Raw genomic sequence first — 24,468 nt, forward strand, 5'->3', positions numbered from 1 at the left:
AACGCGCCCGGCATCATCCAGGGCAGAGCCGGCTCGGGTGGAACCGGTGATGCTGACCAGGCCCGGCGTCGGATGCCCGACCACCGACGGACCATCACCTCGGACCGAGGTCCGACACAGGCCAACATCGCGCAGCCCTCCGGGAGCTACGCCTGGACGGCAACACAGTCGCGCCTTGATGAACTCATTGCTTTCATGGCGCTTCCCACGGCGATCGCGCTCGCCGTGCTGGTCGGAGCGTTCTTGCTCTACGTGCCGGTGTGAGCCAAGGGCCGGCAGGCGCGTTGCGCCGCAACTTCGATTCGTCTGTAACGGTGGGTCGAAGTCTGTCCTGGCACCCTATGCAGCGCAGCAAGCTTGCGGGCGGTCACCGGAGCCGGTCGCTACTCCGAATCTCTTCGTCTGCCCTGCGGATTCACCCGAGTTGCTCGCGGTACCAGGCGGCCTTCTCTTCGAGGCGGGCGCGTTGGGACTCGAGCTCGGCGATTCGGCTCTGGACCACCGCGGCGTGTTCCTCGATCAGGGCGAGGCGCTCCGGCATGGTCTCCTCCGACCGCGCGAGCTCGCCGTACCGGCGCAGGCGCTCGATCGGCATGCCGGTGTCGCGCAAGCAGCGCAGGAAGTCGAGCATCGCGAGATCGCCGTCGGAGTACTGCCGCCGTCCGCCCGAACTGCGCGCCACGGGCGGGAGGATGCCCTCCCGCTCGTAGTAGCGCAACGTGTCGATGCTGAACCCGGACCGCTCAGCTGCCTCCGCCGGACCGTAGGTCGTCATGCTCCGAGCCTAGACGGTCCGTGGGACAGGTACGGTCGGAGCGAGGAGGTTCCGAATGGTGGGTGACGCGTTGGTGACGCTGGCCGCGGCCGGCGGGGCCGCGGTCGTCGGGGCGATGGCTACGGATGCGTGGCGGGCGACCCGGGACGGTGTGGCGAGGTTGTTCGGGCGGCGCGGGAAGAAGGAGCGGGACGCCGTACTCGCGGAGTTGGAGCGGGACGCGGATCGGTTGGCAGACGCCGACGTGAACGATCACGAGACGTTGCAGCGCGAGCTCGTCGAGCGGTGGCGGGATCGGCTGAGCGAGCTGCTCGGTGCGGAGCCTGAGGCCGCGGACGAGTTGAAGGAGCTGCTCGCGCAGTCCACGCTCGCGCAGCCCACGTTCGTGCAGCACATCGTTGCTCGTGGCAATGGCCGTGCGTTCGGGGTGCAGGGTGGCGACCTGCACTATCACGAACATCCGGCAGACTCCGACGAAGCGGGCTGATGGTGCCGGACCGCCAGATCGTGCACGTCGAGAGCGGGGTCGGGTACGGCGTGATCGGCGCCGACCTGCATGTCTTCGGTGACGGCGTTCCGTTGTATCTGTTGCTGAGCTGGCAGCCTGGCCCCGAGCCGGATCCGCGGTGGCTGCGTGAGGCGCCCAGCCGGATGCTCAACGCCCGGTTCGCGGTGGCGGAATTCACCGGCCGGACGGAGGAGCTGGCCGAGCTACGTCGTTGGCGCGACGACAGCTCGCGGATGGCCGTGCGGTGGCTGCACGGTCCGGCCGGGCAGGGCAAGAGCCGGCTGGCTGCGCAGCTCATGGACGAGTCGCGTGCGGAGGGTTGGAAGGTCGTCGTCGCCGTCCATGGCCCAGGTGCCGTACTGCCACCGGGCCGGCAGGAGGACCTGCGTCTCGACGCGGCCGAGGGGTTGTTGCTCGTCGTCGACTACGCCGACCGGTGGCCGCTGACTCACCTCACCTGGCTGTTCAGCAACGCCTTGCTGCACAGGCCTGATGTGCCGGCCCGGGTCCTCTTGCTCGCCCGCAATCTGGACAGTTGGCCGCCGGTTCGTTCCGCGCTGGCCGACTACCAGGTGGACACCTCCAGCCAGCTCCTGCCGCCGCTGCACGCGGAGTCCCGGTCGGCCATGGTCACGGCGGCGCGGGACGGTTTCGCGACCGTCTACGAGATCGACGAGCCGGACGATGTGGCGGTTCCCGGCCCGCTGGATGACGCCGACTTCGGGCTGCCGCTGGCACTGCAGATGGCAGCGCTCGTCGCGGTCGACGCCCACGCCGGTGCCCGGGATCGGCCGCCCGTCGATCCCACCGGCCTGACTTGCTACCTGCTGGATCGCGAGTACCTGCACTGGACCCGCCGGTACGACGACAAGTCGCATCGCCTCGGTCCGGCCGCATCCAGCTACCGGACTCCGCCCGATGTCATGAATCGCGCGGTGTTCACAGCAGCGCTGACCGGTGCCGTCCCTCCGTCGACCGGCGTCGCCGTCCTGGACGCGCTGGACCTGTCGTTGCCTTCCACACAGGTACTGCGCGACCACGCAGTCTGTTATCCACCGGCCGACGGAACCGTGCTGGAGCCGCTGTATCCCGACCGCCTGGCCGAGGACTTCCTCGCAGTGAGCGTGCCAGGGCATACGGCTGCCTATCAGGCGCAGACCTGGGCGAACGGCACGGCGACCGCCGTACTCGAGCGAACGGCCGACCCCGCGCGGGCTGTCACCTTTCTCGCGTCGGCGGCCGCGCGCTGGCCGCATCTAGGGCCTGCCCAGCTGTTCCCGTTGCTACGCGACCGGCCCCGGCTGGCGGTAGACGCGGGGAGTGCTGCCCTGTCCGCGATCGCTGCGATCCCACAGGTCGGCCTCGACGTGCTCACGGCGATCGAGCCGCACTTCCCTGCCGGTTCACAGGCTGATCTGGATGTCGGTATCGCCGATGTCGTCGTCCGGTTGACCGAGCTGCGGCTGGTCGGTGCCGGCGATGCCGACAGCGTGTTGCTGCAGCTGGAGCTCAGTGCTCGGCTCGACAATGCCGGCCGGCACGGCGAAGCGCTGGCGGCGGCCGAACAAGCCGTCGCCGGCTCTGAACAGTCCGCTGACGACATGCTCCTCGCACAAGCCGTCGGCAGCCTCGTCCGGCCGTTGTACCGGCTGGGGCGCCGGCGCGAAGCCTTGGCAGCCAACGAGCGCGCGGTCGCAGTCTGGCGACGGCTGACCGGCACCGATCCACAGCTCACTCCTGCGCTGGCCGGCGCGTTGACGAACCTCAGCATCAGCCTGGCCGGTGAAGGGCGCCGCGATCAGGCCCTCGCGACGGCGGAGGAGGCGGTCGCGCGGCACGAGGGCGTCTCGGCCGACCAGGCCGCTGCCGTCGACAACCTGGGGAGTCGGCTCGCGGACGTCGGCAGGTACGACGAGGCGTTGTCGACGGCCCGCCGCGCCGTCGAGCTGACCGAGCACCTCGCGGCTGAGAACCCGGCGCAGCACCGACCGGACCTCGCGCGGCGGCTGGGCAATCTGCACCTCCGGCAGCTCGGCGCCGGAAGGTGGGAGGAGGCTGCGGCCGTCGCCGTGCGAGTGGTCGCCCTGTGGCGGGAGATGGCCGACCTCAACCCGCTCGCGTTCGAACCGGAGCTGGCCAAGAGCCTCAACCACCTCGGAGTCTGCCAACGCCAGCTCGGTCGCCCGGGTGAGGCCGTGCTCGCGACAAGTGAGGCAGTGGAGATCCTTCGACGGCTCGGCACGGCGTACCCGCATCGACTGGAGCTCGCCGCCGCGCTGGACCACCTCGGCGATCAGCTCGCACTCACGGACCGCCCCGCCGAAGCCCTTGCCGCCGGCCAGGAGGCCGTCGCAGTCTTCCGCCAACTCGCCGTGGACACTCCGGCGCGGCACGAGCTCGATCTCGCCAAGGCACTCGACAACCTCGGCATCCGGCTGGCCGCACTCGAGCAACCGGACTCGGCGTTGACCGCGTGCCAGGAGGCCGTGGAGATCTTCGAGCGCCTGGCGCGGGACAACCCGGCAGTGGTGCGGGCGGACCTGGCACGAGCGCTGTTCAACCTGGCCTTCCGGTACGCCGGGACCGGTCGCGCCGTCGACGCGCTGGCAGCAGGCGCCCGATCCGTGGAGCTGCGCCGAGGACTCGTCGGCGCCGGCTCACCCGCGTACGAACCCGATCTGGCGCGCTCCCTGTTCGGATTCGCGGTGTTGTGCCTGCGCCTCGACGCGACCGGCCGCCACGACGCGGCGATGCGGGCGATCGACGAGTCGATCACCCGCTACCGTCGCTTGGCCGCCGGCCAGCCGCAGGTCTTCCACGAGGCGTACCTGCAGGCGGTCGACGTCCGTCAGATGCTGCGGGACACGCCTCGCCCAGGCACTCGCCGCTTCGGAAGGAGATGATTCCTGGATGGGAATGTTCCGTACGGCCGTCCTGACCATCGACCGATCGACAGTCCTCCCACTCATGTACGAGTACGACCAGGGCGCACAATCCTTTCGCAGCGTGGGATTCGTGCGGGTCGGGTCGAGAATGGTCCCCGAGATCAGCCATTCCGCGGCGGACACCACAGCGGGCCGGGACGACTTCCTCGTGACCGTGCTGCTGAGCCTGCTCATCCCCGAGCGAGCCGCCCAGAAGATCGTCCGCAAGGCCCAGCACGAACCGACCTGATCCCGGACGGGGTCAGGGTCGCGCGCCGGCGGAGCTCATGACCGCCTGTGCTTCCGGTGGGACGGCGCCAGTCAGTTGGGTGTTGTCGACGACCTGGTTGTTGTAGCCCGGGCCTTCCGGGTTGCGGGCGGAGCCGACGTCCCACCAGTTGCCGGTGACGAGGTTGTCCTTGGTGTTGAAGGTGTCCGGGTTGCCGGCGTCGGAGTTGATGTAGACCCAGCTGCTGCTGCCCAGGAACACGTTGTTGCGCATCACGACGTACCTCGTGCCCTGGTCGATCAGCGCGCCGAACGTGGTCTGGCTGTCGTACACGTAGTTGCGCTCGATCACGGTGCCGGGGCTCGCCGAGAGCGTGTAGATGCTGCCGCCGTCGTGCATCGCCTGCTTGGTGTCGTGGATCAGGTTGCCGGCCACGAGGTTCTCGCGGAACGTCGTGGGTGTCTGGTAGATCGGCTGGTAGTTGTAGAGCCCGGCCTTGAGGTAGTACAGGTTGCCGCCCGGGTCGTTGATGCCCCATCCCCAGCCGATGTCGATGCCGTCGTACGGCAGGTCCGTCAGCGTGTTGTGCGTGATCGTCGCCCGGGTCACGTACGTCGACAGGATGCCGGCGTTGTCGCGGTACTCCTTGCTGACGCCGGCGATCGTGTTGTCGCTGATCGTCACGTCATGGTTGGTCATTCGCGGGTCGCGCGGATGGTGCGCGTTCGGCTGTAGGCCGCCGACGACGATCGCGGACGCCGCGCTGTCGGTGAAGGTGTTGCGCAGTACGGCGGTATGGCTGACGCCGTACCCGATCCCATTCGGGTTCGGATCCATGCCGAGACCGAGGCCGACCGACCCGAGTTGCTGGAAGCTGTTCCCGTCGAAGCTGACATGCGAGGCGGCGGACACCTGTACGGCGGCGGGTATCTGCTGCCACTCGTTGCGCGTCTTCTCGAACTCCGGGCAGCCGTTCTGGCAGCTGGTCAGGAAGTCGGCCGGCTTCGCGTAGGTGCCGACGGCGTGCGCGCCGCTCTGCTGGTCGACGTACCCCTGCGGACCGCTCGGGAAGTTCCAGGTCGTGTGCGCGAACTTCAGGTTGCTGAAGGCAAGGTTCTGGACCGGGTCGCGGTAGCTTCCGCTCACCTGCACCAGCGATTCCAGCCGGGGGAGCCGTACGTCGGTGGTCCGCATCGTCTGCCCGTCGGCGGGCCGGTAGTAGACCTTGCCCTTCGCGGAGTCGAGGTACCACTGGTTCGGGCCGGAGAGCAGCTCGTAGGCGTTGTTGAGGTACAGCGCACCGCGGGCGTACGGCGACTTGAGAGTGTCGTACCCGAAGTTGTTGTTGTCCCAGGCCGGCTGCTCCATCACCAGGGTGTTGCCCTCGACCGACCGGACGGGGGAGTAGCGGTCCGTGAACGAGCCGAGCTCCTCGATCTCGAGGTCACCGGGGTTCGACAGACCGGCGATCTGCGCGGCCAGCGTCGGATCGTTGACGGTGAGGCCGCGCTGGCTGAAGACCAGGTGGCCGCGGGTGTTCTTCGATTCCGCCAGCAGCAGCTGGGTGCGCTGGGCGAGCTTTCCGTCGACGTACAACTGTCGCGACCGGGTCCCGCGCGGAACGTCGGCGGACCAGATGTTCTTCGCCGGGTCGTGCAGCGTCCAGCCGCTCACCTTCGAGCCGCCGGACAGCGTCGCCTGCTGGCCCGGAACGCTCTGCCAGGTGACGGTGTGGCCGTTCCGGCCGCCGTCGCGGGCGTCGAAGCGGAGCGGGGTCTTGAGTTCGTAGGTTCCGCCGGCCAGCAGCACGCGGACGTCGGAGCGGGAGTTGTTCGCCCGGACGAGGGCCTGGGCGGCCTGCAGGCTGCGGACGACGTGATCGGCGGGGTCGGCCTGGACGGGCTTCTTGCCGTCCGGCGCAACCAGGATCACCTCGGTGCGCGACGGGACGGCGGAGCTCGGGGCGGTGGAGAGGGCGAGGGCCGCCAGCGCGAGGCTGGAAAGGGCGGCTGTGGCGGCCCAGACGCGGAGCGGACGAGGTCGGGTCATGCTCACTCCTATGTTGACAGTTGTCTGACATCAGTGAGCAGGAACCTAGGTCCGTCGAGGGGTGGCGTCAAGGTCAGGCGGGGCGGCGACGTTCCCACGCTGACCGGATGTGGTCAGTCATGGCCTGCGCGGCGCCGGCGGCGTCGCGGTCGAGGATGCGCTCCAGCACGACCCGGTGCTCGGAGTTGGTGATGCTGACGTCCTCGACACTCGGGTGACCCTGGTAGCGCATGCTCGTGCGGGCCTGGCTGTGCACGCTGCTGACGATCGACCGGGCGAGCCGGTTGCCCGACGCGGCCATGATCCGGTCGTGGAACTCCACGTCGGTCTGGATGAACACCTCCGGCCGGGTGGTGTCGGCCTCCAGCCGGTGGAAGACCGCCTCGATCCCGGCGCGGTCCTCGTCGGTCGCGTGCTCCGCGGCCTGGCCAGCCAGGCTCGACTCGAGCGCGATGCGTACTCCGACCAGCTCGTCCAGGATCGTCAGGTTCGCATCGTGCTTGACGGCCGCGCCGAGGACGGCCGAGTCGAGCAGGTTCCATCGCGAGTCGTCGTTGACCACGGCGCCGACACCGCGGCGTACCTCGACCAGGCCCTTGGCCTCGAGCAGCTTGACGGCTTCACGCACTGTGATCCGGCTCACCTGGAACTGCTCCGACAGCGCCGACTCGGGCGGCAGTACGGCGTTCGGCGCGATCGAGCCGGACACGATTCCGTCCACGATCGACTCCACCACCAGGTCCGCGAGCCGCGCCGGGCGCGCCGCAGCCGCCGCCGGTGCGAGTCGCACGGTCGCCTGTCCGAGCTCCGCCACGCTGTCCTCCAAGGTGTTTCCGGTGGTGCCTACCTCACGGATTGTCGCCCAGTCTGCAGCAGTCAACAAACTCTTGACAACAGACAACAGACAACTAACAATCGACGCCGAGCCTGGAGCTCACCGAATCTGATCCAAGGAGGGCGTCATGCCGACCGCCTCAACTCGAATCCCGAAGCGCAGCTGGGTCGCCGCCGCCCTCGTCGCAGCAGTCGCGCTCGCTACCGCCGCCTGTGGTGCGGCCGCGCCGCAGAGCTCGTCCGGAGGTACTGCGCAGCAGGCGCAGAAGCTGGTCGTCTGGGACTGGCACTCCGGCGACGCGAGCACCAAGGCGTACTACGACAAGGCCAAGTCCGACTTCGAGGCCAAGCACCCCGACGTCCAGGTCGACTTCGTGGCCCAGCCGTACGACCAGTACTACACACTGCTCGGGACCGCGATCCAGGCGGGCAAGGGCCCGGACATCGCGATGTTCAACGGCGGCGCCCAGATGCGCGAGCGCGCCACCTCGCTGCTGCCGCTCGACGACAAGACCGCTGACCTGAAGGACCGGCTGGTCGGCTGGGACGCCTTCAAGGACGCCGGCAAGACCTACGCCGTACCGATCACGCTGCAGGGCTTCCCGTTCTACTACAACAAGGCCGTCTACAAGAAGGCCGGCCTCGACCCGGAGACGCCGCCGAAGACGCTCGCCGAACTGCAGACCGACTGCGCGGCGATCAAGAAGTCCGGCAACGCGTGCTTCAACCTCGGCAACAAGGAGGGCATCGGGATCGAGTTCTTCCTGTCCGGGTTCGCCCCCGGCGTCTTCAGCCCGGCGCAGTACGACGCCTGGCTGGCCGGCAAGCGGGACTGGAAGTCGCCCGAGGTCAAGCAGATCTTCGACCTCTGGAAGAAGACCAACGACGAGGGCTGGTACAACAAGGGCGTCAACTCGACCGCCATGTTCAACGACCAGTTCACGATGTTCTCCGGCGGTAAGGGCGGCAACGTGATCGGGCTGATCTCAGACACCGCGCACTGGAAGAGCTTCGACGAGTTCCTCGGTCCGGACCTGGGCGTCTACCAAGCGCCGGTGATCGATCCGGCGAACGTGTCGAAGACGTTCCTGCCCGCCGAAGGCGGCATCGGGTACGGCGTGATGAAGTGGACGAAGTCCCCGGATCTCGCCGTCGACCTGATCAAGAGCCTGTCCAGCACCGACGCCGAGAAGCAGTTCTTCGAGAAGGCTGGTGCGATCGCGGCCGACAAGACCATCGACACCTCGACGGTCGACGTCAAGGCAGCGGGCGACATCGTCTCGTGGCTGCCCGACAGCAAGCCGCTGCTGCACACCGCGCTCTCTGCGAAGACGCTCGACCTGATGCACCGGCTCTCCCAGCAGTTGATCAGCGGTGACGTGACCGTCGACGCCGCACTGACCCAGTTGGCGGCGTCGGACAAATGACCTCGGCAGGGGAAGCCATCACCACACCACGACGTACGACGGACGTCCGTCGCCGGCACATCAGCGAGCACAAGCTTGCCCCGCTGGTGCTGGTAACGCCCGCGCTGCTGGTCATCGTCGGGCTGCGGATCGTCCCGCTGATCCTCGGTGCGCAGTACTCGCTCACCGGAGACGGCGCCCGCAACGGCGTGTTCGTGGGCCTCAGCAACTATCGGGCGCTGGCGCACGACCCGGTCTTCCGGACCGCGATCAAGAACGTCGGGCTGCTGTTCCTGGCCCTGCCGGTCGCGGTCGCGGTGCCGGGGATCCTGGCCACCTTCCTGTTCCTGAAGACGCCGGGCCACCGCTTCTACCGCAGCGTGTACTTCTTCCCGGTGGTGCTGTCGCCGGTCATCATCGGCGCGATCTTCAACATCCTGCTGTCCTACGACGGCCCGCTGAACCAGGGACTGACCAAGCTCGGGATCGGGCCGGTGGACTGGCTGGGCAACTCGCACGTCGCGATCTTCTCGGTGATCGGCGTGCACATCTGGGCGACGTTCGGGATGGCGCTGGTGATCTTCATGGCCGGGTTCTCGACGCTCGACCAGTCGTTGCTCGACGCCGCGAAGTGCGACGGGGCGAACCTGCCGCAGACCATCCGGCACGTGATCGTTCCGGAGCTCAGCCGGACCATCCAGTTCGTGTTCGTCACGACGATGATCGGGATGCTGACCGGCATGTTCGGGCTGGTCTACGTGATGACCGCGGGCGGTCCGGGCGGTGCGACGTACCTGCCGGAGTTCTACATCTGGATCACGCAGGGCCAGATGAACAGCCCGGCGCTCGCCTCGGCCGCGTCGATGGTGCTGTTCGTGCTGATGCTGGTCGTCGGGCTGGCGCAGATCCGGCTGATCAAGCGCGCCACGAAGGGGGTGTGACCGATGCGCGAACGCGGGTTCGGCCGGTGGATCGTCGCCGTGCCGATGTGTCTGTTGGCGTTGGCAACGATCTATCCGATGCTGTTCACGCTGAACGTGGCGATGAAGTCGCGGCGCGAGTACGTGCTGAACCAGTTCTCGCTGGCCGACCACCTCACCGCCGCGAACATCGCCGACGCGTGGAACACCTCCGGCCTCGGCCGGTACACGTTCAACTCGGTGGTGGTCACCGTCGGCGCGGTCGCGCTGTTGCTGCTGCTCGGCTCGATGGCCGGCTTCGCGTTCAGCCAGCTGACGTTCTGGGGCCGGAAGTGGTTGTTCCTGGTCTGTCTGGGCGCGTTGATGATTCCGTTCCAGGTGATCATGGTGCCGTTCTTCCGGGTGCTCGGGCAGACCGGGCTGCTGGACACGCATCTCGGCCTGATCCTCGCCTACACCGGGCAGTTCCTGCCGTTCACGATCTTCCTGATGACGAGCTTCTACTCGCGGATCCCGGCCGAGGTGATCGAGGCGGCCCGGGTCGACGGCAGTACGACGCTCGGCGTGTACCGGCGGATCATGCTGCCGCTCGGGCGGCCCGCGCTGCTGTCGGTCGGCATCCTGAACGCGCTGTTCTGCTGGAACGACGTACTGATCTCGCTGCTCGTCATGCAGTCGGAGCAGAACCGGACGCTGATGGTCGGCGTCACCGCGCTGCGCGGTCAGTACTCCGACAACATCCCGCTGTTCGCGGGTGGCGTCCTGGTCGCGGCCCTGCCCGTGATCGCGATCTACCTGTTCTTCCAGCGGCAGATCACCGACGGCGTCACGGCCGGCTCGACCAAGGGATGAGCATGCGAATCACGGGATACCGGACCGCGACGACGGTGCACGACTGGGGCCGGCCGATCGGTGACGCGAACGGGGCGGTCGCCTCCGGCAAGACGTCCGTGCCGATCGTCGTACTCACCACCGACTCGGGGCTGGAGGGCATCGGGCTCGGGTCGCACGACGGTCTGGACGTGGTGTTCGGCGCGATCGAGGACCAGGACCCGCGGGCGGTGGTGGCGCTCTACGACCGGATGCTGTCGTGGGTGTTCAAACGCGGGCACACCGGCGCTGTGTTCGGCGCGATCGGCGCGCTGGACATGGCGTTGTGGGACCTGAAGGCGAAGGCGGCCGAGCAGCCGTTGTGGCGGTTGCTCGGGGCACGCGATCGCGTCGTACCGGCGTACGCGTCGGGACTCGACAGTCCGCTCGCGGACGAGGAACTGGTCAGGCTGCACAAGCAGTTCGCCGAGCGCGGCCTGCGGGCGGTGAAACTCAAGGGCGGTCTGGATGTCGCGGCGGACCTGCGGCGGCTCGAGCTGGTCAGTGCGCTGTACCGCGAGCAGAACGGGGACACGCCGGCGTTGATGCTCGACGCGAACGAGGCCTGGTCGCGCAAGGAGGCCGTCCGGCACATCCGCCGGATCGAGGAGCACGTCGACCTGGCCTGGATCGAGGAGCCGGTACGGCGCTGGGACGTCGACGGGCTCGCTCTCGTGACACAGTCCGTCAAGGCAGCGGTGGCGACCGGCGAGAACCTGACCGGGCTGGAGCAGTTCCGCCCGCTGGTGGCGGCGAACGCGGTGGACGTTGTGCAGACCGGCAGCGTCTGGGGGATCACGCACTTCCTCCGGGTGGCGGCGTTGGCGCACGCGTTCGATCTGCCGATCAGCCCGGTCGGCTACGACGGGAATCCGCTGGGGCACGCAGCGGCCGTCGTACCGAATCATCTGTCGATCGAGATCCAGGACCTCACGACGCCGATCGGGATCACCGCCGATCAGGAAGTCGTCGACGGTCATCTGGTCCTCGGCGACTCACCCGGCCTCGGCTACACGGTGGACGAGGCAGCCGTCGCGCGGCTCGGCGATGCCGCCGACTGGGGTTCTGGGGCCGGTCCGCACGTCCGACCTGATCGCGCCGGCCGCCGCTTGGTCGGCAAGCCGGCAATCCGATGGGAGGCCAATGAATAAGTCCGCTGTGGTGACCGGAGCCGGTGGGTCGCTCGGGCGCGGCATTGCGCTGCGGCTCGCGAGCGACGGGTTCGGCGTTGCGCTGCTCGATCTGCCGGGTGACGGTTTGGAGGAGTCCGAGGCCGCGCTCAAGGCGGCCGGCGGGCGGTACGCCGTACTGCCGATCGACCTGCGCGACTCCGACGGACTGATCGCGACGATCACGGCCGCCGAGGACGAACTCGGACCGCTGCAGGCGCTGGTCAACAACGCTGCCATCTACCCGGCGACGCCGTTCCTCGACATCTCGCTCGCGGAGTACGACGACGTGGTGGCGGTCAACCAGCGCGCGTACTTCGTCGCCGCCCAGGCCGCCGCCCGATCGATGCGGGCGCGCCAGTCCGGTGCGATCGTGAACGTCGCGTCGATCACGTGGCACGGCGGCTGGGACAAGCTGGCCAGCTACGTGAGCACGAAGGGCGCCGCGGTCGCGTTCACCCGGGCACTCGCCCGCGAACTCGGACCGGACGGCATCCGCGTCAACGCGGTCTCGCCCGGCGCGTTCCCGACGAAGGCGGAGACGATCCACGAGAACCCCGCGGCGTACAACACCTTCGTCCTCGACCACCAGTCGATCAAACGCCGCGGCACCCCGGCCGAGATCGCCTCGGTGGTCTCGTTCCTGACCGGCCCCGACGCATCGTTCGTCACGGGGCAAACGATCAATGTCGACGGCGGATGGGTGATGGAATGAACATCTTCGGGGAAGAGTTGTCGGCCAGGGCCTTGCGGGAGCGGACGGGGGACCTGGCCAGTGTCGGCGGGGTCCGGGAAGTTGTGTTGGGCAACGGGGTCGAGCGCGGGGTGCGGGCGGTCCAGGTGCGGAGTGCGGCCGGGCTCGAGGTCGAGGTGCTGGTGGACCGGGCGCTCGATCTCGGGGGCGCCCGGTTTCGGGGCGTGCCGTTCGGGTGGCGGTCGGGGAACGGGTTCCGGCATCCGGGGCTGCACGAGAACAACGACGAGGGTGGACTGTCGTGGTTGCGGGCGCTCGACGGGCTGCTCGTCTCGGGGGGACTCGACCACACGTTGTTCGGCAACGAGGTGGACGCCGAGCAGTACGGCTATCCGCCCAAGCAGACGGTGTCGCACGGTTTGCACGGCCGGTTGACCGCGATTCCCGGGCGGTTGCTGGAGGCCGGCGAGGTCTGGGACGGCGACCGATGCACCTTGCGGGTCCGTGGTGAGGTCGTGCAGGCCACGTCGTTCGGCGAGCATCTGCGGCTGACCCGGACCGTCGAGGTCGACTTCGACGGGCTGGAGGTCCGGTTGCACGATGTCGTCGACAACCTCGGGTTCGAGCGTACGCCGCACATGTTCCTGTACCACCTGAACTTCGGCTGGCCGATCGTTGACGCGGGCGCCGAGTTCGTTGCCCCGATCAAGGAGACGACCTGGCGGAGCGACTCGTGCGCCGAGCAGGGCGTGTCGTACCGGGTGCTGCCCGATCCGCGGCCGGGATTCGTGGAACAGGTGTACGAGCACAGCCTGGTTGCCGATGACAACGGTCAGTACCGGGTCGCGCTGATCCGCGGGGACAGCACCTTCGGCGTCGAGGTGGCGTGGGACGCCGCGACGATGCCGTGCTTCTTCGAGTGGCAGAACCTGCGCAGCGGCCAGTACGCCGTCGGGCTCGAGCCGTCGACGCACCACGTCGCCGGTGACACCGCGGCGCGTACGGACGGATCGATGACCTGGCTCGAACACGGCGAGTCGCGCACGTACCGCACCACGATCCGGGTGCTCGACGGCACCGAGGCCACCACGTCCTCCCGGGACGCGATCCGTCGCGTCTCCGGCCAGCCCGACTGACTGAAGGACGCACAGATGACCAACCGCATTCTCGAAGGCTTCCGCGTGCTCGACTGCTCGATCGCGATGGCCGGCCCGTTCGCCGCCCAGCGTCTCGGCGACCTCGGCGCGGACGTCGTCAAGGTCGAGCCGGTGACCGGCGAGTGGCAACGGCACGCCGCGGCCGGTGGTGCCAAGGGCAACGAGATCAACGTCTCGTTCCTGTCGCTGAACCGGAACAAGCGTTCCCTCGCCGTCGACCTCAAGTCCGCCGCGGGCAAGGAGGTTCTCCTGCGTCTGGTGGAGACCGCGGATGTCTTCCTGCAGAACTATCGACCGGGCGTGGCCGAGCGGCTCGGCGTCGACTACAAGACGCTGTCGGCGATCAATCCGCGACTCGTGTACGTGTCGATGTCCGGGTACGGCGAGGACGGTCCGCATCGGAACCTGCCCGGTCAAGACTTGTTGCTGCAGGCGAAGTCCGGCGCAATGCTGTCGACCGGCCGTCACGGTGAGCCGCCGCAGCCGGCCGGTCAGTACCTCGTGGACGCCGTCACCGCGTCGACCGCCTTCGAGGCAGTACTCGCCGCGCTGCTGCACCGCGAGCGCACCGGCGAGGGCCAGTTGGTGAAGGTGAACATGCTCGATGCGATCACCACGCTGCAGATGCAGGAGCTGTCGGTGTTCACGGCCGGCAGGGTCCCGCAGCAGCGTGGCGCCGAGCCGCACGCTCACGTCTACATCCGATCGCCGTACGGGACGTTCAAGACCGCGGACGGCTTCCTCGCGCTGGCGATGCCGGATCTGCCGACGCTCGGCCGGGTCATCGGCGAGGACGCGTTCCTGGAGATGGACTCCGAGGTCCACGGGTGGACGCATCGCGACGAGGTGTTCCGGCGTACTGCGGATCGCCTGGCGCTGAGGACCACGGAAGAGTGGCTGGCCGACCTGACTGCGGCGGGGATCTGGTGCGGGCCGGTGTACGACTACGAGCAGCTGGTGAACGATCCGCAGATCCGTCACAACGGCACGTTCGTGGAGTACGACCATCCGACCGAGGGGCACGTGAAGACGCCGGGCTTCCCGTACAGCTTCGAGAAGACGCCGGCGACGATCGAGCGCGGTGCGCCGCTCGTCGGTGAGCACAGCCGCGACGTACTCGACGAGGCGGGCTTCACCCCGGAGGAGATCGCCGGGCTGATGGAGAGCGGAGCGATCGTCGAGACCAAGCTTCCGGATCCGGTGCGGTGATGCGTGGTCTGACCTGGGACCACCCGCGCGGCCGTGACGCGTTGGTGGCGGCTGCGCCGGATTGGCTGACGTGGGACGTGCATCCGTTGAGCGGGTTCGAGTCGACGCCGATCGAGCAGCTGGCCGAGCGGTACGACGTGATCGTGCTCGACCACCCGCATCTCGGCGATGCGCTCCGGTACAACTGCGTGCAGCCGCTGGACGAGATCGTCGACGACTTCGTCGGGCCGAGCCTCGCGTCGTACCGGATGGACGGGAAGCTGTGGGCGCTGCCGCTGGATGCCGCTACCCAGGTTGCCGCGACGCGGGTGGACCTGGCCGGCGCACCGCCGCGGCTGTGGTCGGACGTGATCGAGCTGTCGCGTCGTACGCCGGTTGCGCTGTCACTGGCCGGACCACATGCGTTGCTGACGTTCGCGTCGATCTGTGTCGCGCTGGGGGAGGAGCCCGAGTTCGTACCGACACCGACCGCTCAGCGGGCGTTCGAGTTGATGACGGAGCTGGCCGGTCGTGCGCCCCAGCACTCGCTGTCGCTCGATCCGATCGGGTTGCTCGAGGACATGACCTCCGACGACACCGTGGCGCACTGCCCGCTGGTCTACGGGTACGTGAACTACGCCTCCGTGAAGCTGGACCGACCGGTGACGTTCACCGACGCCCCGAGCGACCGACCGGGGTCACGCCCGGGCTCGACGATCGGTGGCACCGGCCTCGCGGTCACCAAGCGGTGCTCACTGACGCCGGAACTCGCCGATCACCTCCGGTGGTTGCTGTCAGCAACCGTGCAGGAGAGCTTCATCCCGGAGCACTCGGGTCAGCCTGCACGGCTGAGTGCATGGACGTCGGATCAGGTCAACGCGCCTGTTGCGGACTTCTACCGCGCCACACTGCGGACGATCGCGTCGGCGTGGGTCCGGCCGCGGTACGCCGGATACATCGCGTTCCAGACCGCGGCGAGTGAGGTGGTCCGCGAGGTGGTGTCCGGCGCGGTGCCGATCGCGACGGGGCTGGACCGGATCAAGAGCTTGCACAGTGAAGGGATTTCATCGTGAGCACCGAGGACGTGTTGTTCGAGCAGCGTGGACAGGTCGCCGTCATCACGCTCAATCGGCCGGCCAAGTTGAACGCGGTCACGCAGGAGATGTCCGATGCCCTGGTCGAGCTTGCCCAGCGGTGCAACGACTCCGACGAGATCCGTAGCGTCGTACTGACGGGAAGCGGGCGTGCCTTCAGTGCCGGATCGGACATTCGTGAGCTGGACAAGTACCAGTCGCCGTGGGCGTTCCGGAATCGCGGGGACTACTGCGACTCGCTGAAGGTGCTGCGGAAGCCGATCGTTGCGGCGATCAACGGCTACGCGCTCGGTGGAGGTCTCGAGACCGCACTCATCTGCGACATCCGGCTCGCGTCGACGACCGCGAGCTTCGCCGCCGCGGAGGTGAAACTCGGCTGGATCGGGGGCGGTGGGATGTCGGCTCTGCTGGCTCACTCCATCGGGCCGAGCAACACCGCCGTGATGCTGATGACCGGCGATCCGATCGATGCTGAGCGGGCGCTGACGTGGGGACTGGTCAGCGAAGTACTCGAGCCCGATGCGTTGCTGCCGCGTGCGCTCGAGCTGGCCACGACGATCGCGTCCCGCGCCCCGATTGCCGTCGAGACCGCCAAGGCGAACCTGTCGGCGGCGTACAACCTGCCGCTCGACCAGGCCGTCGCGTACGAGCGCGACCTCCAAACCATCTGCTTCGCCACTCAGGATGCTGTCGAGGGGAGGGCGGCGTTCGCGGACAAGCGCGCGCCACGGTTCACGCGGTCCTAGACCCGGCGACTATCTGCGGAGCATCGTCCAGAGCGTGGGCCCGTCTTCCGGGAGCGAGATCTCCTGGATCACGGCGAAGCCGAATCGCTCGTAGAGCGGGACGTTCCGCAGATTGCTGCTCTCCAGATAGGCCGGCCCGTCGATGCTCGCGAGGCGGTGCTCCAGCAGAGCCGACCCGACACCTCGTCCCGGCGTCGAGGCGCCGAGTTGCGCGAGATACCAGAACTGTCCGGCCGGCTTCACCCGGGTGAAGGCGCGCTCGAGTTCAGCGCCCCGGCGGAAGCCCGACCCCATCGCAAGCAGCAACCCCGCCATCGCCGCCAACCCTTGCCCCAGGGACAAGCTATGGCCCGGCGGATCCCACAAGGCGGCCCCGACCGGTTCACCCTTGTCCAGCGCGATGTCGGCGCAACCGGGAGCGGCATGCAACTGAGAGGTGAGGACCCGAAACATCCGAACGTCGCGTCCCGCCTTGGGCAGCAGCCAGCGGACCACCGGATCAGCGGCGAACGCGTCGGCCAGGACGACGCTGACGGCTTTTCGATCCTGCTTCGGGGCTACCCGGACCTCCACCATGCGCAGGAGTCTAGGGCGTGGGGGTGAGGTTGCGGCGGATCCAGTTTTCGATGCCGGCGACGTGGGAGAGGGAGAGGGCGGCCGCGACGCTGGGTTGGCGGTCGGTGATGGCGAGGGCGATGGCTCGGTGCTCGCGCCGGGTCTGTTCGAAGGAGCCTTCTTGGGTGACGCCGCGCCAGATGCGGGCGCGCTGGGTCCGGCCGGCGACGCTGTCGACGAACGAGCACAGCACCGGATTGCCGGCCGCCGCCGCGATCCGGTGATGGAACTCCAGATCGTTCGCGACCACGTCCCCGACCGGGCTGTCGGCATCGACGGCGTCGGTCAGGGCGAGCAGTTGTACGGCGTCCTCGTCGCTCATCAGCAAGGCAGCCTTCTCCGCCGCCATCGGCTCCAGGGCACGGCGCAGCTCGAACAGGTCGAGGATGCTCGAGTCCTGGTGGAAGTCGATGATGAACCCCATCGTCTCCAGCAGCAGGTCGGGCGACAGGCTGGTGACGTACGTGCCGTCACCCCGGCGTACGTCGAGGACGCGCAGCATCGACAGCACGCTGACGGCCTCGCGCAGCGGACTGCGGGAGATGCCGAGCTGCTCGGCCAGGTCCGCCTCGCGTGGCAGCTTGTCGCCCGGCTTCAGACGGCCGTCGAGGATCATCGCCTTGATCTTCTCGATCGCGACATCGGTCAGGGCCATCTGTTTCCTCTCAGTCCTTGGGACGCATCCGCAGCGTAGCCATGCCTCCGTCGACCGCAAGCGCCGTACCCGCCGTCGAGCCGGACGACGGTCCGGCCAGATAGACCACAGCGAGTGCGACTTCCTCAGCAGTGACGAGGCGGCCATGGGGCTGACGCGCGTCGAGCGCCGCACGTTCCGCGACCGGGTCCGGCGCCGAGTCGAGCAGGCGCTGGACCCAAGGAGTTGCGGCCGTGCCGGGGTTGACGCAGTTGACCCGGACACCTTCGCGCAGGTGGTCGGCGGCCATTGCCATCGTCAGCGACTGCACCGCGCCCTTCGTGGTCGAGTACAGCGCACGCTGCGGAATGCCCGTGGTCGCGGCAACCGAAGCAACGTTGACGATCGCGGCGGCGGGCGACCGTCGCAGGTGGGGGAGTGCGGCCCGGCTGACCCGGACCGCGCCCATCACGTTGACGTCGAAGACCTGGTGCCACTGCTCGTCGGGGTTGTCCTCGACGGTGCCCTGGGCACCAATACCCGCATTGTTGACCACGACATCGATGCGACCGTAGGCATCGGCAACCTGCTGTACGGCGACGCGCACGCTCTCGTCATCGGACACGTCGGCCTTGATCGCGAGCACGCCGTCCGGGGCTCCGGACGGATCCAGATCCAACGCCGCGACGTTCGCACCGCGCTCCGTGAGTTCACGCGCGACCGCTGCCCCGATGCCGGATCCGCCACCGGTGACGATCGCGACCAGGCCGTCGTACTCGCGGCTCATCGGCCGGCCTCCCATGCGACGTACTCCTGCCGCTGGCGGCCCAGTCCGTCGATCTCGAGCTCGACCACATCGCCCGGCCGCAGGTACGGGAAGCGGCCCGACAACGCGACGCCCTCGGGAGTACCCGTCAGGATGAGGTCCCCCGGGTCGAGCACCATGTACTGGCTCAGGTGGTGGATGACCGTCGCGACATCGAAGATCAGGTCGGCCGTGCTGGAGTCCTGGCGCGGCTCGCCGTTCACGAAGCTGCGCAGCCCGAGCTTCTGGTGGTCGAGCTCGTCCGGTGTCACGAGCCAGGGACCGATCGGGCTGAAACCGGCCGCGATCTTGCCCTTGCTCCATTGACCGCCGGACACCTCCAGCTGGAACGCCCGCTCCGACAGGTCGTTGGCGACGACGAACCCGGCGATGTGGTCGAGGCTGTCCGCCGGGGAGTCGAGGTACGACGCCCGCTTGCCGATCACGACGCCGAGCTCGACCTCCCAGTCCGTCTTGGTGCTGCCGCGGGGGATGACGACCGGGTCGTTCGGGCCGGCCAGCGTGTTCGGCGCCTTGAAGAAGACGACGGGTGAGGTCGGCGGCTCGGCGCCGGATTCGGCCGCGTGGGCGGCGTAGTTCATGCCGATGCAGACGATCGCGCCGGGCCGGCTGATCGGCGGGCCGATGCGCAGGTCGGCGGCGTCCTCGACGAGCGGCAGGTCGCCCGCGGCCGCGACCCGGGCCGGTCCGTCGGACTCCCAGAAGGCGGCGTCGAGGTCGTTGGTGAGTCCGGCGAGGCTATGGACGCCGTCGTCCAGCACCACGACGGGCACCTCCTGGCCGACAGGTCCCAGGCGGGCGAACTTCATGAAGCTACCTCCACAGAGATCAGATCTTTAGGTCAGCGTTGAGGGCTTTGCGGCACTCAGCACCAACATTGACACCTGAAACATATGATGTCTAGCCTCTGTCCATGCAGCTGCCCCGCTTCGGTCTCGGATGTGCGCCGCTCGGCAACCTGTTCCAGCAGTTCACCGATGACGAAGCCGACGAGATCCTGCACGCCGCCTGGGACGCGGGAGTCCGGTACTTCGACACCGCGCCGCACTACGGCCTCGGACTGTCCGAGCAGCGACTGGGACGCTTCCTCGCGAGCAAGCCGCGCGACGAGTACGTCGTCTCGACGAAGGTCGGCCGGCTGCTCCGCGAGAATCCGGACTGGGACGGCTCCGCGATGGACGGCACAGGGTTCGTCGTACCGGCTCGGCTGCGTCGGGAGCTGGACTACTCGGCCGCCGGGGTGCGGGCGAGCGTCGAGGACTCGCTCACCCGGCTCGGCCTCGATCGCATCGACGTGCTCTTCGTCCACGATCCTGAGCTGTCAGGCATCCCCGGCGCCATCGAGACGGCGATGTCCGCCCTCGCGGACCTGCGAGCGGAGGGCGTCGTGTCCGCCATCGGCACCGGGTCGCTCGGTGTGGACGCGCTGCTGGCCACGGTGCGCACGGGTCTCGCCGACGTCCTCATGATCGCCAACCGCTACACGCTGCTCGACCAAAGCGTCGTACCCGACCTGCTTGAAGCGTGCGACATCCATGGCACCCGGATCGTCGCGGCCGCCGTCTTCAACAGCGGTCTCCTTGCCGGCACCCCCAGCCGGGACGCGAAGTACGACTACCACGACGTACCTGACGAGGTGCTGAAGCGTGCGCTGGAGATCGACCGGATCTGCCGTGAGTACGGCGTCGAGCTGCCGACCGCGGCGCTGCAATACCCGCTGCTCGACCCGCGCGTCAGCTCGGTCGTAGCCGGCGCCACCACGCCGGACCAGGTTCGTCAGAACGTTGCCCGCCTGGGAACCTCCGTACCCGCTGCGCTGTGGGAATCCCTGGTCAGGAGCGGGGCAGTGCGCGCGTGTCGATGAGCTGTCGCGCTACGTTATGGAGCTTGGTGTTGGTCTGTTGCGAGTAGCGCTTGAGGACCAGGAAGGCACGGTCGCCGTCCAGGCCGTAGCGCTCCATCAGGATGCCCATCGCCTGGCCGACGAGCTTGCGGGCGTCGACCGCGAGGTTCAGGTTGTGCTCGCGGCGCGCGGTCGCGACGGCGACCGAGGCGTGCCGGGCCAGGATGTGGGCGATGGCCTCCGCGTCCGGGCCGAACGCATCGGCCTCGACGCTGTAGAGACCCAGCACGCCGACGGTGCCCGTCGCGGTCCGTAACGGAACGTCGAGAACGCTGCGGACACCCAACTCGAGGACCTTCTTGGCCCACTCCGGCCAGCGTTGCTCGGACGTGGTGTCAGGCACCACGACCGCCGCATGGCTGCGCATGCATTCGACCAGCGGACCGGCCTCGCCCTCCATCTGGAACCGGTAGATCTCGGCCACGGTGGGATGGGTCGCCGCCGGGACTTCCGGCTGTTTGCCTCTGGCGTACAGGGCGACCCCGGCGTACTGGCAGTCGACGGCCTGCAGCGCGAAGTCCACCACCGCCTGGACCGTCTCCTCCACACCGCCGGCGTCGTGCATGTCGAGGGCGAGCCGGGCGAACGTCGCGGCGACCTCGTCGCGGTCCCGCAACGTCGGCTGAGGTTCGATCTCATCCACCTCTCCATGATGCACCTCGGTCGCGGTGGGAACGAGGCGACGCGAGACCGTTTCCGGCCGGCAGGTGAGTTGCGGGTGGAAGTGGGCACAGGAAGGTCTCAGGCCGGCGTCACTCTGGGATGGAGGTCGGGGGAATGTACGAAGAGGCCCGGCGGTCGGCGAGCACGTTGCGGGAATCGCCACCGCAGATTCGGCTGCCGGTGTTGCCTGGTGTGGACCTGTCGGCTCGATACCTGCTGGCCGAGACCGGGACAGACGCGGGCGGCGACTGGTTCGACACGGTCGTTCTCGACGACGGCCGGATCGCGTTGACGGTAGGGGATGTCGTCGGTCACGGACTGCGCGCGCCGTGGGTGACAGGCCGGTTGTGCGCCGCGTTGGCGATGGCGCTGCAGGACGGCGCGGATCCGGCCGACGCGATCACTCGGCTGGAGAAGTTCGCGCGCCGGGTCCCGGGCGCGGAGGCGGCCACGGTGTGCGCCGCCGTACTCGATCCGTCCACCGGTGACCTGACGTACTGCACCGCGGGTCATCCGCCGCCGCTGATCGCGTCGACATCCGGCACGGCCCGGTACGTCGACCCGTCCGGCGGCACGCCCCTGGGCGCACCCGGCGAGTACCAGCTCGGCAGCGAGCACCTCGACATCGATGACGTGCTCCTGCTGTACACCGACGGAATCCTCGAACGTCCGCAGTGCACTCCGGATCAGGCGATTGCCGACCTGCTGAGAGTCACTGCGGCCGCCGCCGACGAACCGCAGCTCTCTGCTGAGCGGGTCACCGAGCAGGCACTGGGGTTGGTTGCCGGTCACACCGACGACGTCACTGTGCTCGCCGCGCACCGGCGTACTCCGGTGGTGGCGTTGACGCAGAGCGGGCCGGCTGTTCCGGCGACGGCGGCGCGGTTCCGCGACGAGTTCGCCGCGTGGTTGCGCGCGCTGGATCCGGAACCGGTCGTGGTGATCGGAGTAGAGAGCGCGGTCCTGGAGCTCATGGCGAACGTGGTCGAGCACGCGTACTACGACTGCGCACCCGGTGAGCTCACGCTGGCGGCAGGCCTGGCGCCGAGCGGGGAGCTGGAGATCTCGGTGCGGGATCGAGGTCGGTGGATGGACTCGGAGCCGGCTGCCGACCGTGGGCACGGGCTCGCGCTGGCGGGATCGACAGTTGACGACCTGACCGTCGAGCGGACCGCGACCGGCACGACGGCAACCGTGCGTACGGCGCTGACCAAGGCGCCGAGCAAGGTCGTCGGGGAGGCGCGGCCCGCGACGGACCAGGTCGAGTTCTCCGCGGCTGTCACCGGCGGCAGACTTCTGGTCGGCGGGCCGATCGACATCGCCACCGCACGCGGGTTCGACCGCATCCTGCGTGAGGTAGCCCGCCACGCGACCCGTCCGCTCACCGTCGACCTGTCGCGGGTCACTCATCTGGCCAGCGCAGGCATCCGGGTGCTCGCCGCCGCGCTGCGCCGCAGCGATCGCAAACTCGAGCTGGTCGCGCTGCAGGGCACACCGGCGGAGCACGTGCTCGCTCTGACCCAGCTCCCGCACCGCACGGCCTGATCCAGGTGTAACCAGGGGTACCGGTCCGTCGTACGACTATCGGACCTCGGATGGTGGCGTGTGCTGCGGTGGATGGCAGGCGGAGTGCTGGCGGCGGTACTTCTGGCCGGATGCGGTGATCCCGATCAGAAGCTCCGGGAGAACGCCGCGCAGACCGCGCGTACAGCTGCTTCGGAGGTGAACACGACCCGTCTGGTCGTCGAGCAGCTGCGCGCGCACCGGATCTGGGCGCAGCCTGCCGGCCGGATGGTCGACGACGCCGAGAAGAGCCTCGGAAAGACAGCGGACGCGTTCTCCGCGCAGCAACCGTCGACCGAGCAGTCGGCCCGGTTGTACGAACAGGTGAACGCGACGCTGGACACTGCGGTGTCAACGGTGACGGCGGTCCGGATTGCCCTGGGCAACGACGACCTGGCCGGGGCGGAACAGCAGCTCCCGGCCCTCAGGCAGTCCGGCCAGGACCTCGGCCAGGTCGGGGAGCTGACCAAGTGAAGAAGCTCCTCGGCGTCACGCTCGGGATCCTGACCGCGATCGGCGGGTTCGTCGACATCGGCGACCTGGTCACCAATGCGCTGGTGGGCGCCCGGTTCGGGATGCACCTGGCCTGGATCGTCATCGTCGGCGTGATCGGGATCTGCTTGTACGCCGAGATGTCCGGGCGGGTCGTGGCGATGTCAGGACGGCCGGTCTTCGACCTGATCCGGGAGCGGCTCGGACCGCGGACCGGATTGCTCGCACTGGTGGCGTCGTTCTTGGTGACCCTGCTGACGTTGATCGCCGAGATCGGCGGTGTGGCGCTCGCGTTCGAACTGGCGAGCGGAGTCAGCTACCTGTTGTGGATGCCGCTCGCTGCGTTGGCGGTGTGGCTGGTGATCTGGCGGGTCAAGTTCTCGCGGCTCGAGCAGGTCTTCGGGCTGCTCGGGTTGCTGCTCATCGTGTTCGCTGTCGCGCTGTTCAAGCTCGGTCCGGACTGGGGGCAGTTGCTGCACCAGGCGGTCCGGCCGCATCCGATCGGCCACGAAGGCTGGGCGACGTACACGTACTACGGGATCGCGCTGTTCGGCGCCGCGATGACGCCGTACGAGGTGTTCTTCTTCTCCTCCGGAGGGGTGGAGGAGAAGTGGACGCGCCGCGACCTGGGGACCGAGCGGAACAACGTCTTCATCGGGTTCCCGCTCGGCGGGTTGCTGTCGCTGTCGATCATGGGCTGCGCCGCGGTGCTGTTCCTGCCGGCCGGTATCCAGGTCGGCACGCTGGGCCAGGTGGCGCTGCCGGTAGCGGTTGCCCTGGGCAAGATCGGGTTGGCGGTCGTGCTGATCGGGATGTTCGCCGCGACGTTCGGCGCGGCGCTCGAGACGGCGCTGTCGTGCGGGTACACGATCGCGCAGTACCGCGGCTGGCAGTGGGGGAAGTTCGTCCGGCCGCGCGAGGCGTCACGGTTCCACGTGGTCATCATCGTGTGTCTGGTGCTGGCGGTGCTGACCCTGCTGACGGCTGTCGATCCGGTGAAGGTGACGGAGTACTCCGTGGTGTTCGCGGCGATGGCGTTGCCGCTGACGTACCTGCCGATCCTGATCGTCGCGAACGATCCGGACTACGTCGGCCGGGAGACCAACGGACGTGTTCTGAACGCCTTCGCGCTGTTCTACCTGGCGCTGCTGACCATCGCGTCGGTCGCCGCCATACCGTTGATGATCATCACCAGAGCAGGAGCGTGAC

The 24,468-nt window shown here is 68.5% G+C and carries 25 protein-coding genes; 17 read left to right on the forward strand and 8 right to left on the reverse strand.

The genetic code is table 11. The features are described 5' to 3' along the window. The first annotated feature begins 72 nt into the window (after window positions 1–72). Window positions 73–264, forward strand: a complete 192-nt coding sequence (locus tag ACIA58_RS19715) for a hypothetical protein (RefSeq protein WP_396405155.1) — start codon at window positions 73–75, stop codon at window positions 262–264. A gap of 151 nt (window positions 265–415) precedes the next feature. On the opposite strand, the gene ACIA58_RS19720 is transcribed toward ACIA58_RS19715, so the two are convergent. Continuing rightward, window positions 416–775, reverse strand: coding sequence for a MerR family transcriptional regulator (locus ACIA58_RS19720; protein WP_396405156.1), 360 nt, complete (start codon window positions 773–775; stop codon window positions 416–418). 55 nt (window positions 776–830) lie between these two features. On the opposite strand from ACIA58_RS19720, the gene ACIA58_RS19725 reads away from it, so the two are divergent. From ACIA58_RS19725 to ACIA58_RS19735, 3 genes are read left to right on the forward strand one after another with little or no spacing between them, the layout of a single operon-like run. Then, complete coding sequence (locus ACIA58_RS19725; protein WP_396405157.1) at window positions 831–1,262, forward strand: hypothetical protein; 432 nt, start codon at window positions 831–833, stop codon at window positions 1,260–1,262. Continuing rightward, window positions 1,262–4,186: a tetratricopeptide repeat protein gene (locus tag ACIA58_RS19730; RefSeq protein WP_396405158.1), complete on the forward strand. Its 2,925-nt coding sequence runs from the start codon at window positions 1,262–1,264 to the stop codon at window positions 4,184–4,186. The genes ACIA58_RS19725 and ACIA58_RS19730 overlap by 1 nt, the downstream gene beginning before the upstream one ends. A 7-nt stretch (window positions 4,187–4,193) precedes the next feature. Next, window positions 4,194–4,457 (forward strand): hypothetical protein, encoded by a 264-nt coding sequence (locus ACIA58_RS19735; RefSeq protein ID WP_396405159.1) that lies wholly within the window; start codon window positions 4,194–4,196, stop codon window positions 4,455–4,457. A gap of 12 nt (window positions 4,458–4,469) precedes the next feature. Here ACIA58_RS19735 and ACIA58_RS19740 read toward each other — a convergent pair whose 3' ends face one another. Together ACIA58_RS19740 and ACIA58_RS19745 are read right to left on the reverse strand one after the other, a co-directional pair. Continuing rightward, window positions 4,470–6,485 (reverse strand): right-handed parallel beta-helix repeat-containing protein, encoded by a 2,016-nt coding sequence (locus tag ACIA58_RS19740; protein WP_396405160.1) that lies wholly within the window; start codon window positions 6,483–6,485, stop codon window positions 4,470–4,472. Between the two features lie 73 nt (window positions 6,486–6,558). Further along, window positions 6,559–7,299, reverse strand: coding sequence for a FadR/GntR family transcriptional regulator (locus ACIA58_RS19745; RefSeq protein WP_396405161.1), 741 nt, complete (start codon window positions 7,297–7,299; stop codon window positions 6,559–6,561). A 148-nt stretch (window positions 7,300–7,447) separates the two neighbouring features. Between ACIA58_RS19745 and ACIA58_RS19750 the strand changes: the two genes are divergently transcribed. The 9 genes from ACIA58_RS19750 to ACIA58_RS19790 are packed head-to-tail and all read left to right on the forward strand — an operon-like array spanning window position 7,448 to window position 16,563. Further along, on the forward strand, window positions 7,448–8,746 hold the full coding sequence (locus tag ACIA58_RS19750; RefSeq protein WP_396405162.1) for an ABC transporter substrate-binding protein: 1,299 nt from the start codon (window positions 7,448–7,450) through the stop codon (window positions 8,744–8,746). Beyond that, window positions 8,743–9,666, forward strand: a complete 924-nt coding sequence (locus ACIA58_RS19755) for a carbohydrate ABC transporter permease (protein WP_396405163.1) — start codon at window positions 8,743–8,745, stop codon at window positions 9,664–9,666. Before ACIA58_RS19750 ends, ACIA58_RS19755 begins: the two co-directional genes overlap by 4 nt. A 3-nt stretch (window positions 9,667–9,669) precedes the next feature. After that, on the forward strand, window positions 9,670–10,497 hold the full coding sequence (locus ACIA58_RS19760; protein WP_396405164.1) for a carbohydrate ABC transporter permease: 828 nt from the start codon (window positions 9,670–9,672) through the stop codon (window positions 10,495–10,497). A gap of 2 nt (window positions 10,498–10,499) precedes the next feature. After that, a complete protein-coding gene (locus ACIA58_RS19765) occupies window positions 10,500–11,666 on the forward strand; it encodes a mandelate racemase/muconate lactonizing enzyme family protein (RefSeq protein ID WP_396405165.1) in 1,167 nt (388 codons plus the stop codon). Further along, complete coding sequence (locus ACIA58_RS19770) at window positions 11,659–12,399, forward strand: SDR family NAD(P)-dependent oxidoreductase (RefSeq protein WP_396405166.1); 741 nt, start codon at window positions 11,659–11,661, stop codon at window positions 12,397–12,399. The genes ACIA58_RS19765 and ACIA58_RS19770 overlap by 8 nt, the downstream gene beginning before the upstream one ends. Continuing rightward, complete coding sequence (locus tag ACIA58_RS19775; RefSeq protein ID WP_396405167.1) at window positions 12,396–13,514, forward strand: aldose 1-epimerase family protein; 1,119 nt, start codon at window positions 12,396–12,398, stop codon at window positions 13,512–13,514. The genes ACIA58_RS19770 and ACIA58_RS19775 overlap by 4 nt, the downstream gene beginning before the upstream one ends. A gap of 15 nt (window positions 13,515–13,529) precedes the next feature. Next, window positions 13,530–14,744: a CaiB/BaiF CoA transferase family protein gene (locus ACIA58_RS19780; RefSeq protein ID WP_396405168.1), complete on the forward strand. Its 1,215-nt coding sequence runs from the start codon at window positions 13,530–13,532 to the stop codon at window positions 14,742–14,744. After that, complete coding sequence (locus tag ACIA58_RS19785; protein WP_396405169.1) at window positions 14,744–15,796, forward strand: hypothetical protein; 1,053 nt, start codon at window positions 14,744–14,746, stop codon at window positions 15,794–15,796. Before ACIA58_RS19780 ends, ACIA58_RS19785 begins: the two co-directional genes overlap by 1 nt. Then, on the forward strand, window positions 15,793–16,563 hold the full coding sequence (locus ACIA58_RS19790) for an enoyl-CoA hydratase/isomerase family protein (protein ID WP_396405170.1): 771 nt from the start codon (window positions 15,793–15,795) through the stop codon (window positions 16,561–16,563). Before ACIA58_RS19785 ends, ACIA58_RS19790 begins: the two co-directional genes overlap by 4 nt. Window positions 16,564–16,572: 9 nt before the next feature. On the opposite strand, the gene ACIA58_RS19795 is transcribed toward ACIA58_RS19790, so the two are convergent. The 4 genes from ACIA58_RS19795 to ACIA58_RS19810 are packed head-to-tail and all read right to left on the reverse strand — an operon-like array spanning window position 16,573 to window position 19,447. Then, window positions 16,573–17,139, reverse strand: coding sequence for a hypothetical protein (locus ACIA58_RS19795; protein ID WP_396405171.1), 567 nt, complete (start codon window positions 17,137–17,139; stop codon window positions 16,573–16,575). A 10-nt stretch (window positions 17,140–17,149) separates the two neighbouring features. Beyond that, window positions 17,150–17,833 carry a FadR/GntR family transcriptional regulator gene (locus ACIA58_RS19800; RefSeq protein WP_396405172.1) on the reverse strand — a complete coding sequence of 228 codons (684 nt, stop codon included), beginning with the start codon at window positions 17,831–17,833 and terminating at the stop codon, window positions 17,150–17,152. Between the two features lie 10 nt (window positions 17,834–17,843). Next, window positions 17,844–18,599, reverse strand: a complete 756-nt coding sequence (locus ACIA58_RS19805; protein WP_396405173.1) for an SDR family NAD(P)-dependent oxidoreductase — start codon at window positions 18,597–18,599, stop codon at window positions 17,844–17,846. Continuing rightward, on the reverse strand, window positions 18,596–19,447 hold the full coding sequence (locus ACIA58_RS19810) for a fumarylacetoacetate hydrolase family protein (RefSeq protein ID WP_396405174.1): 852 nt from the start codon (window positions 19,445–19,447) through the stop codon (window positions 18,596–18,598). The genes ACIA58_RS19805 and ACIA58_RS19810 overlap by 4 nt, the downstream gene beginning before the upstream one ends. A 104-nt stretch (window positions 19,448–19,551) precedes the next feature. On the opposite strand from ACIA58_RS19810, the gene ACIA58_RS19815 reads away from it, so the two are divergent. After that, window positions 19,552–20,502 carry an aldo/keto reductase gene (locus tag ACIA58_RS19815; RefSeq protein WP_396405175.1) on the forward strand — a complete coding sequence of 317 codons (951 nt, stop codon included), beginning with the start codon at window positions 19,552–19,554 and terminating at the stop codon, window positions 20,500–20,502. On the opposite strand, the gene ACIA58_RS19820 is transcribed toward ACIA58_RS19815, so the two are convergent. Further along, window positions 20,471–21,106, reverse strand: coding sequence for a GAF and ANTAR domain-containing protein (locus tag ACIA58_RS19820; protein ID WP_396406488.1), 636 nt, complete (start codon window positions 21,104–21,106; stop codon window positions 20,471–20,473). The genes ACIA58_RS19815 and ACIA58_RS19820 overlap by 32 nt on opposite strands. Before the next feature lie 212 nt (window positions 21,107–21,318). Between ACIA58_RS19820 and ACIA58_RS19825 the strand changes: the two genes are divergently transcribed. The 3 genes from ACIA58_RS19825 to ACIA58_RS19835 all read left to right on the forward strand — a co-directional run bounded on the left by ACIA58_RS19825 (window position 21,319) and on the right by ACIA58_RS19835 (window position 24,467). Further along, complete coding sequence (locus tag ACIA58_RS19825) at window positions 21,319–22,749, forward strand: SpoIIE family protein phosphatase (protein WP_396405176.1); 1,431 nt, start codon at window positions 21,319–21,321, stop codon at window positions 22,747–22,749. 72 nt (window positions 22,750–22,821) lie between these two features. Beyond that, window positions 22,822–23,241 carry a hypothetical protein gene (locus tag ACIA58_RS19830; RefSeq protein ID WP_396405177.1) on the forward strand — a complete coding sequence of 140 codons (420 nt, stop codon included), beginning with the start codon at window positions 22,822–22,824 and terminating at the stop codon, window positions 23,239–23,241. Beyond that, the gene (locus tag ACIA58_RS19835) at window positions 23,238–24,467 is read left to right on the forward strand and encodes an NRAMP family divalent metal transporter (protein WP_396405178.1); all 1,230 of its coding nucleotides are present in this window, start codon (window positions 23,238–23,240) and stop codon (window positions 24,465–24,467) included. The genes ACIA58_RS19830 and ACIA58_RS19835 overlap by 4 nt, the downstream gene beginning before the upstream one ends. Window position 24,468: the final 1 nt, after the last annotated feature.

Origin of the sequence: Kribbella sp. NPDC051586, assembly GCF_044453965.1 — a bacterium.
GTDB lineage: Bacteria > Actinomycetota > Actinomycetes > Propionibacteriales > Kribbellaceae > Kribbella.

Bases quoted from the DNA above. Each gene is read 5' to 3' on its own strand.
- ACIA58_RS19775 (WP_396405167.1), top strand. From the start codon at position 12,396: ATGAACATCTTCGGGGAAGAGTTGTCGGCCAGGGCCTTGCGGGAGCGG.
- ACIA58_RS19785 (WP_396405169.1), top strand. From the start codon at position 14,744: ATGCGTGGTCTGACCTGGGACCACCCGCGCGGCCGTGACGCGTTGGTG.
- ACIA58_RS19760 (WP_396405164.1), top strand. From the start codon at position 9,670: ATGCGCGAACGCGGGTTCGGCCGGTGGATCGTCGCCGTGCCGATGTGT.
- ACIA58_RS19770 (WP_396405166.1), top strand. From the start codon at position 11,659: ATGAATAAGTCCGCTGTGGTGACCGGAGCCGGTGGGTCGCTCGGGCGC.
- ACIA58_RS19755 (WP_396405163.1), top strand. From the start codon at position 8,743: ATGACCTCGGCAGGGGAAGCCATCACCACACCACGACGTACGACGGAC.
- ACIA58_RS19805 (WP_396405173.1), bottom strand. From the start codon at position 18,599: ATGAGCCGCGAGTACGACGGCCTGGTCGCGATCGTCACCGGTGGCGGA.
- ACIA58_RS19815 (WP_396405175.1), top strand. From the start codon at position 19,552: ATGCAGCTGCCCCGCTTCGGTCTCGGATGTGCGCCGCTCGGCAACCTG.
- ACIA58_RS19810 (WP_396405174.1), bottom strand. From the start codon at position 19,447: ATGAAGTTCGCCCGCCTGGGACCTGTCGGCCAGGAGGTGCCCGTCGTG.
- ACIA58_RS19780 (WP_396405168.1), top strand. From the start codon at position 13,530: ATGACCAACCGCATTCTCGAAGGCTTCCGCGTGCTCGACTGCTCGATC.
- ACIA58_RS19750 (WP_396405162.1), top strand. From the start codon at position 7,448: ATGCCGACCGCCTCAACTCGAATCCCGAAGCGCAGCTGGGTCGCCGCC.
- ACIA58_RS19730 (WP_396405158.1), top strand. From the start codon at position 1,262: ATGGTGCCGGACCGCCAGATCGTGCACGTCGAGAGCGGGGTCGGGTAC.
- ACIA58_RS19800 (WP_396405172.1), bottom strand. From the start codon at position 17,833: ATGGCCCTGACCGATGTCGCGATCGAGAAGATCAAGGCGATGATCCTC.
- ACIA58_RS19820 (WP_396406488.1), bottom strand. From the start codon at position 21,106: ATGCACGACGCCGGCGGTGTGGAGGAGACGGTCCAGGCGGTGGTGGAC.
- ACIA58_RS19735 (WP_396405159.1), top strand. From the start codon at position 4,194: ATGGGAATGTTCCGTACGGCCGTCCTGACCATCGACCGATCGACAGTC.
- ACIA58_RS19740 (WP_396405160.1), bottom strand. From the start codon at position 6,485: ATGACCCGACCTCGTCCGCTCCGCGTCTGGGCCGCCACAGCCGCCCTT.
- ACIA58_RS19720 (WP_396405156.1), bottom strand. From the start codon at position 775: ATGACGACCTACGGTCCGGCGGAGGCAGCTGAGCGGTCCGGGTTCAGC.
- ACIA58_RS19795 (WP_396405171.1), bottom strand. From the start codon at position 17,139: ATGGTGGAGGTCCGGGTAGCCCCGAAGCAGGATCGAAAAGCCGTCAGC.
- ACIA58_RS19825 (WP_396405176.1), top strand. From the start codon at position 21,319: ATGTACGAAGAGGCCCGGCGGTCGGCGAGCACGTTGCGGGAATCGCCA.
- ACIA58_RS19715 (WP_396405155.1), top strand. From the start codon at position 73: ATGCCCGACCACCGACGGACCATCACCTCGGACCGAGGTCCGACACAG.
- ACIA58_RS19765 (WP_396405165.1), top strand. From the start codon at position 10,500: ATGCGAATCACGGGATACCGGACCGCGACGACGGTGCACGACTGGGGC.
- ACIA58_RS19725 (WP_396405157.1), top strand. From the start codon at position 831: ATGGTGGGTGACGCGTTGGTGACGCTGGCCGCGGCCGGCGGGGCCGCG.
- ACIA58_RS19830 (WP_396405177.1), top strand. From the start codon at position 22,822: ATGGCAGGCGGAGTGCTGGCGGCGGTACTTCTGGCCGGATGCGGTGAT.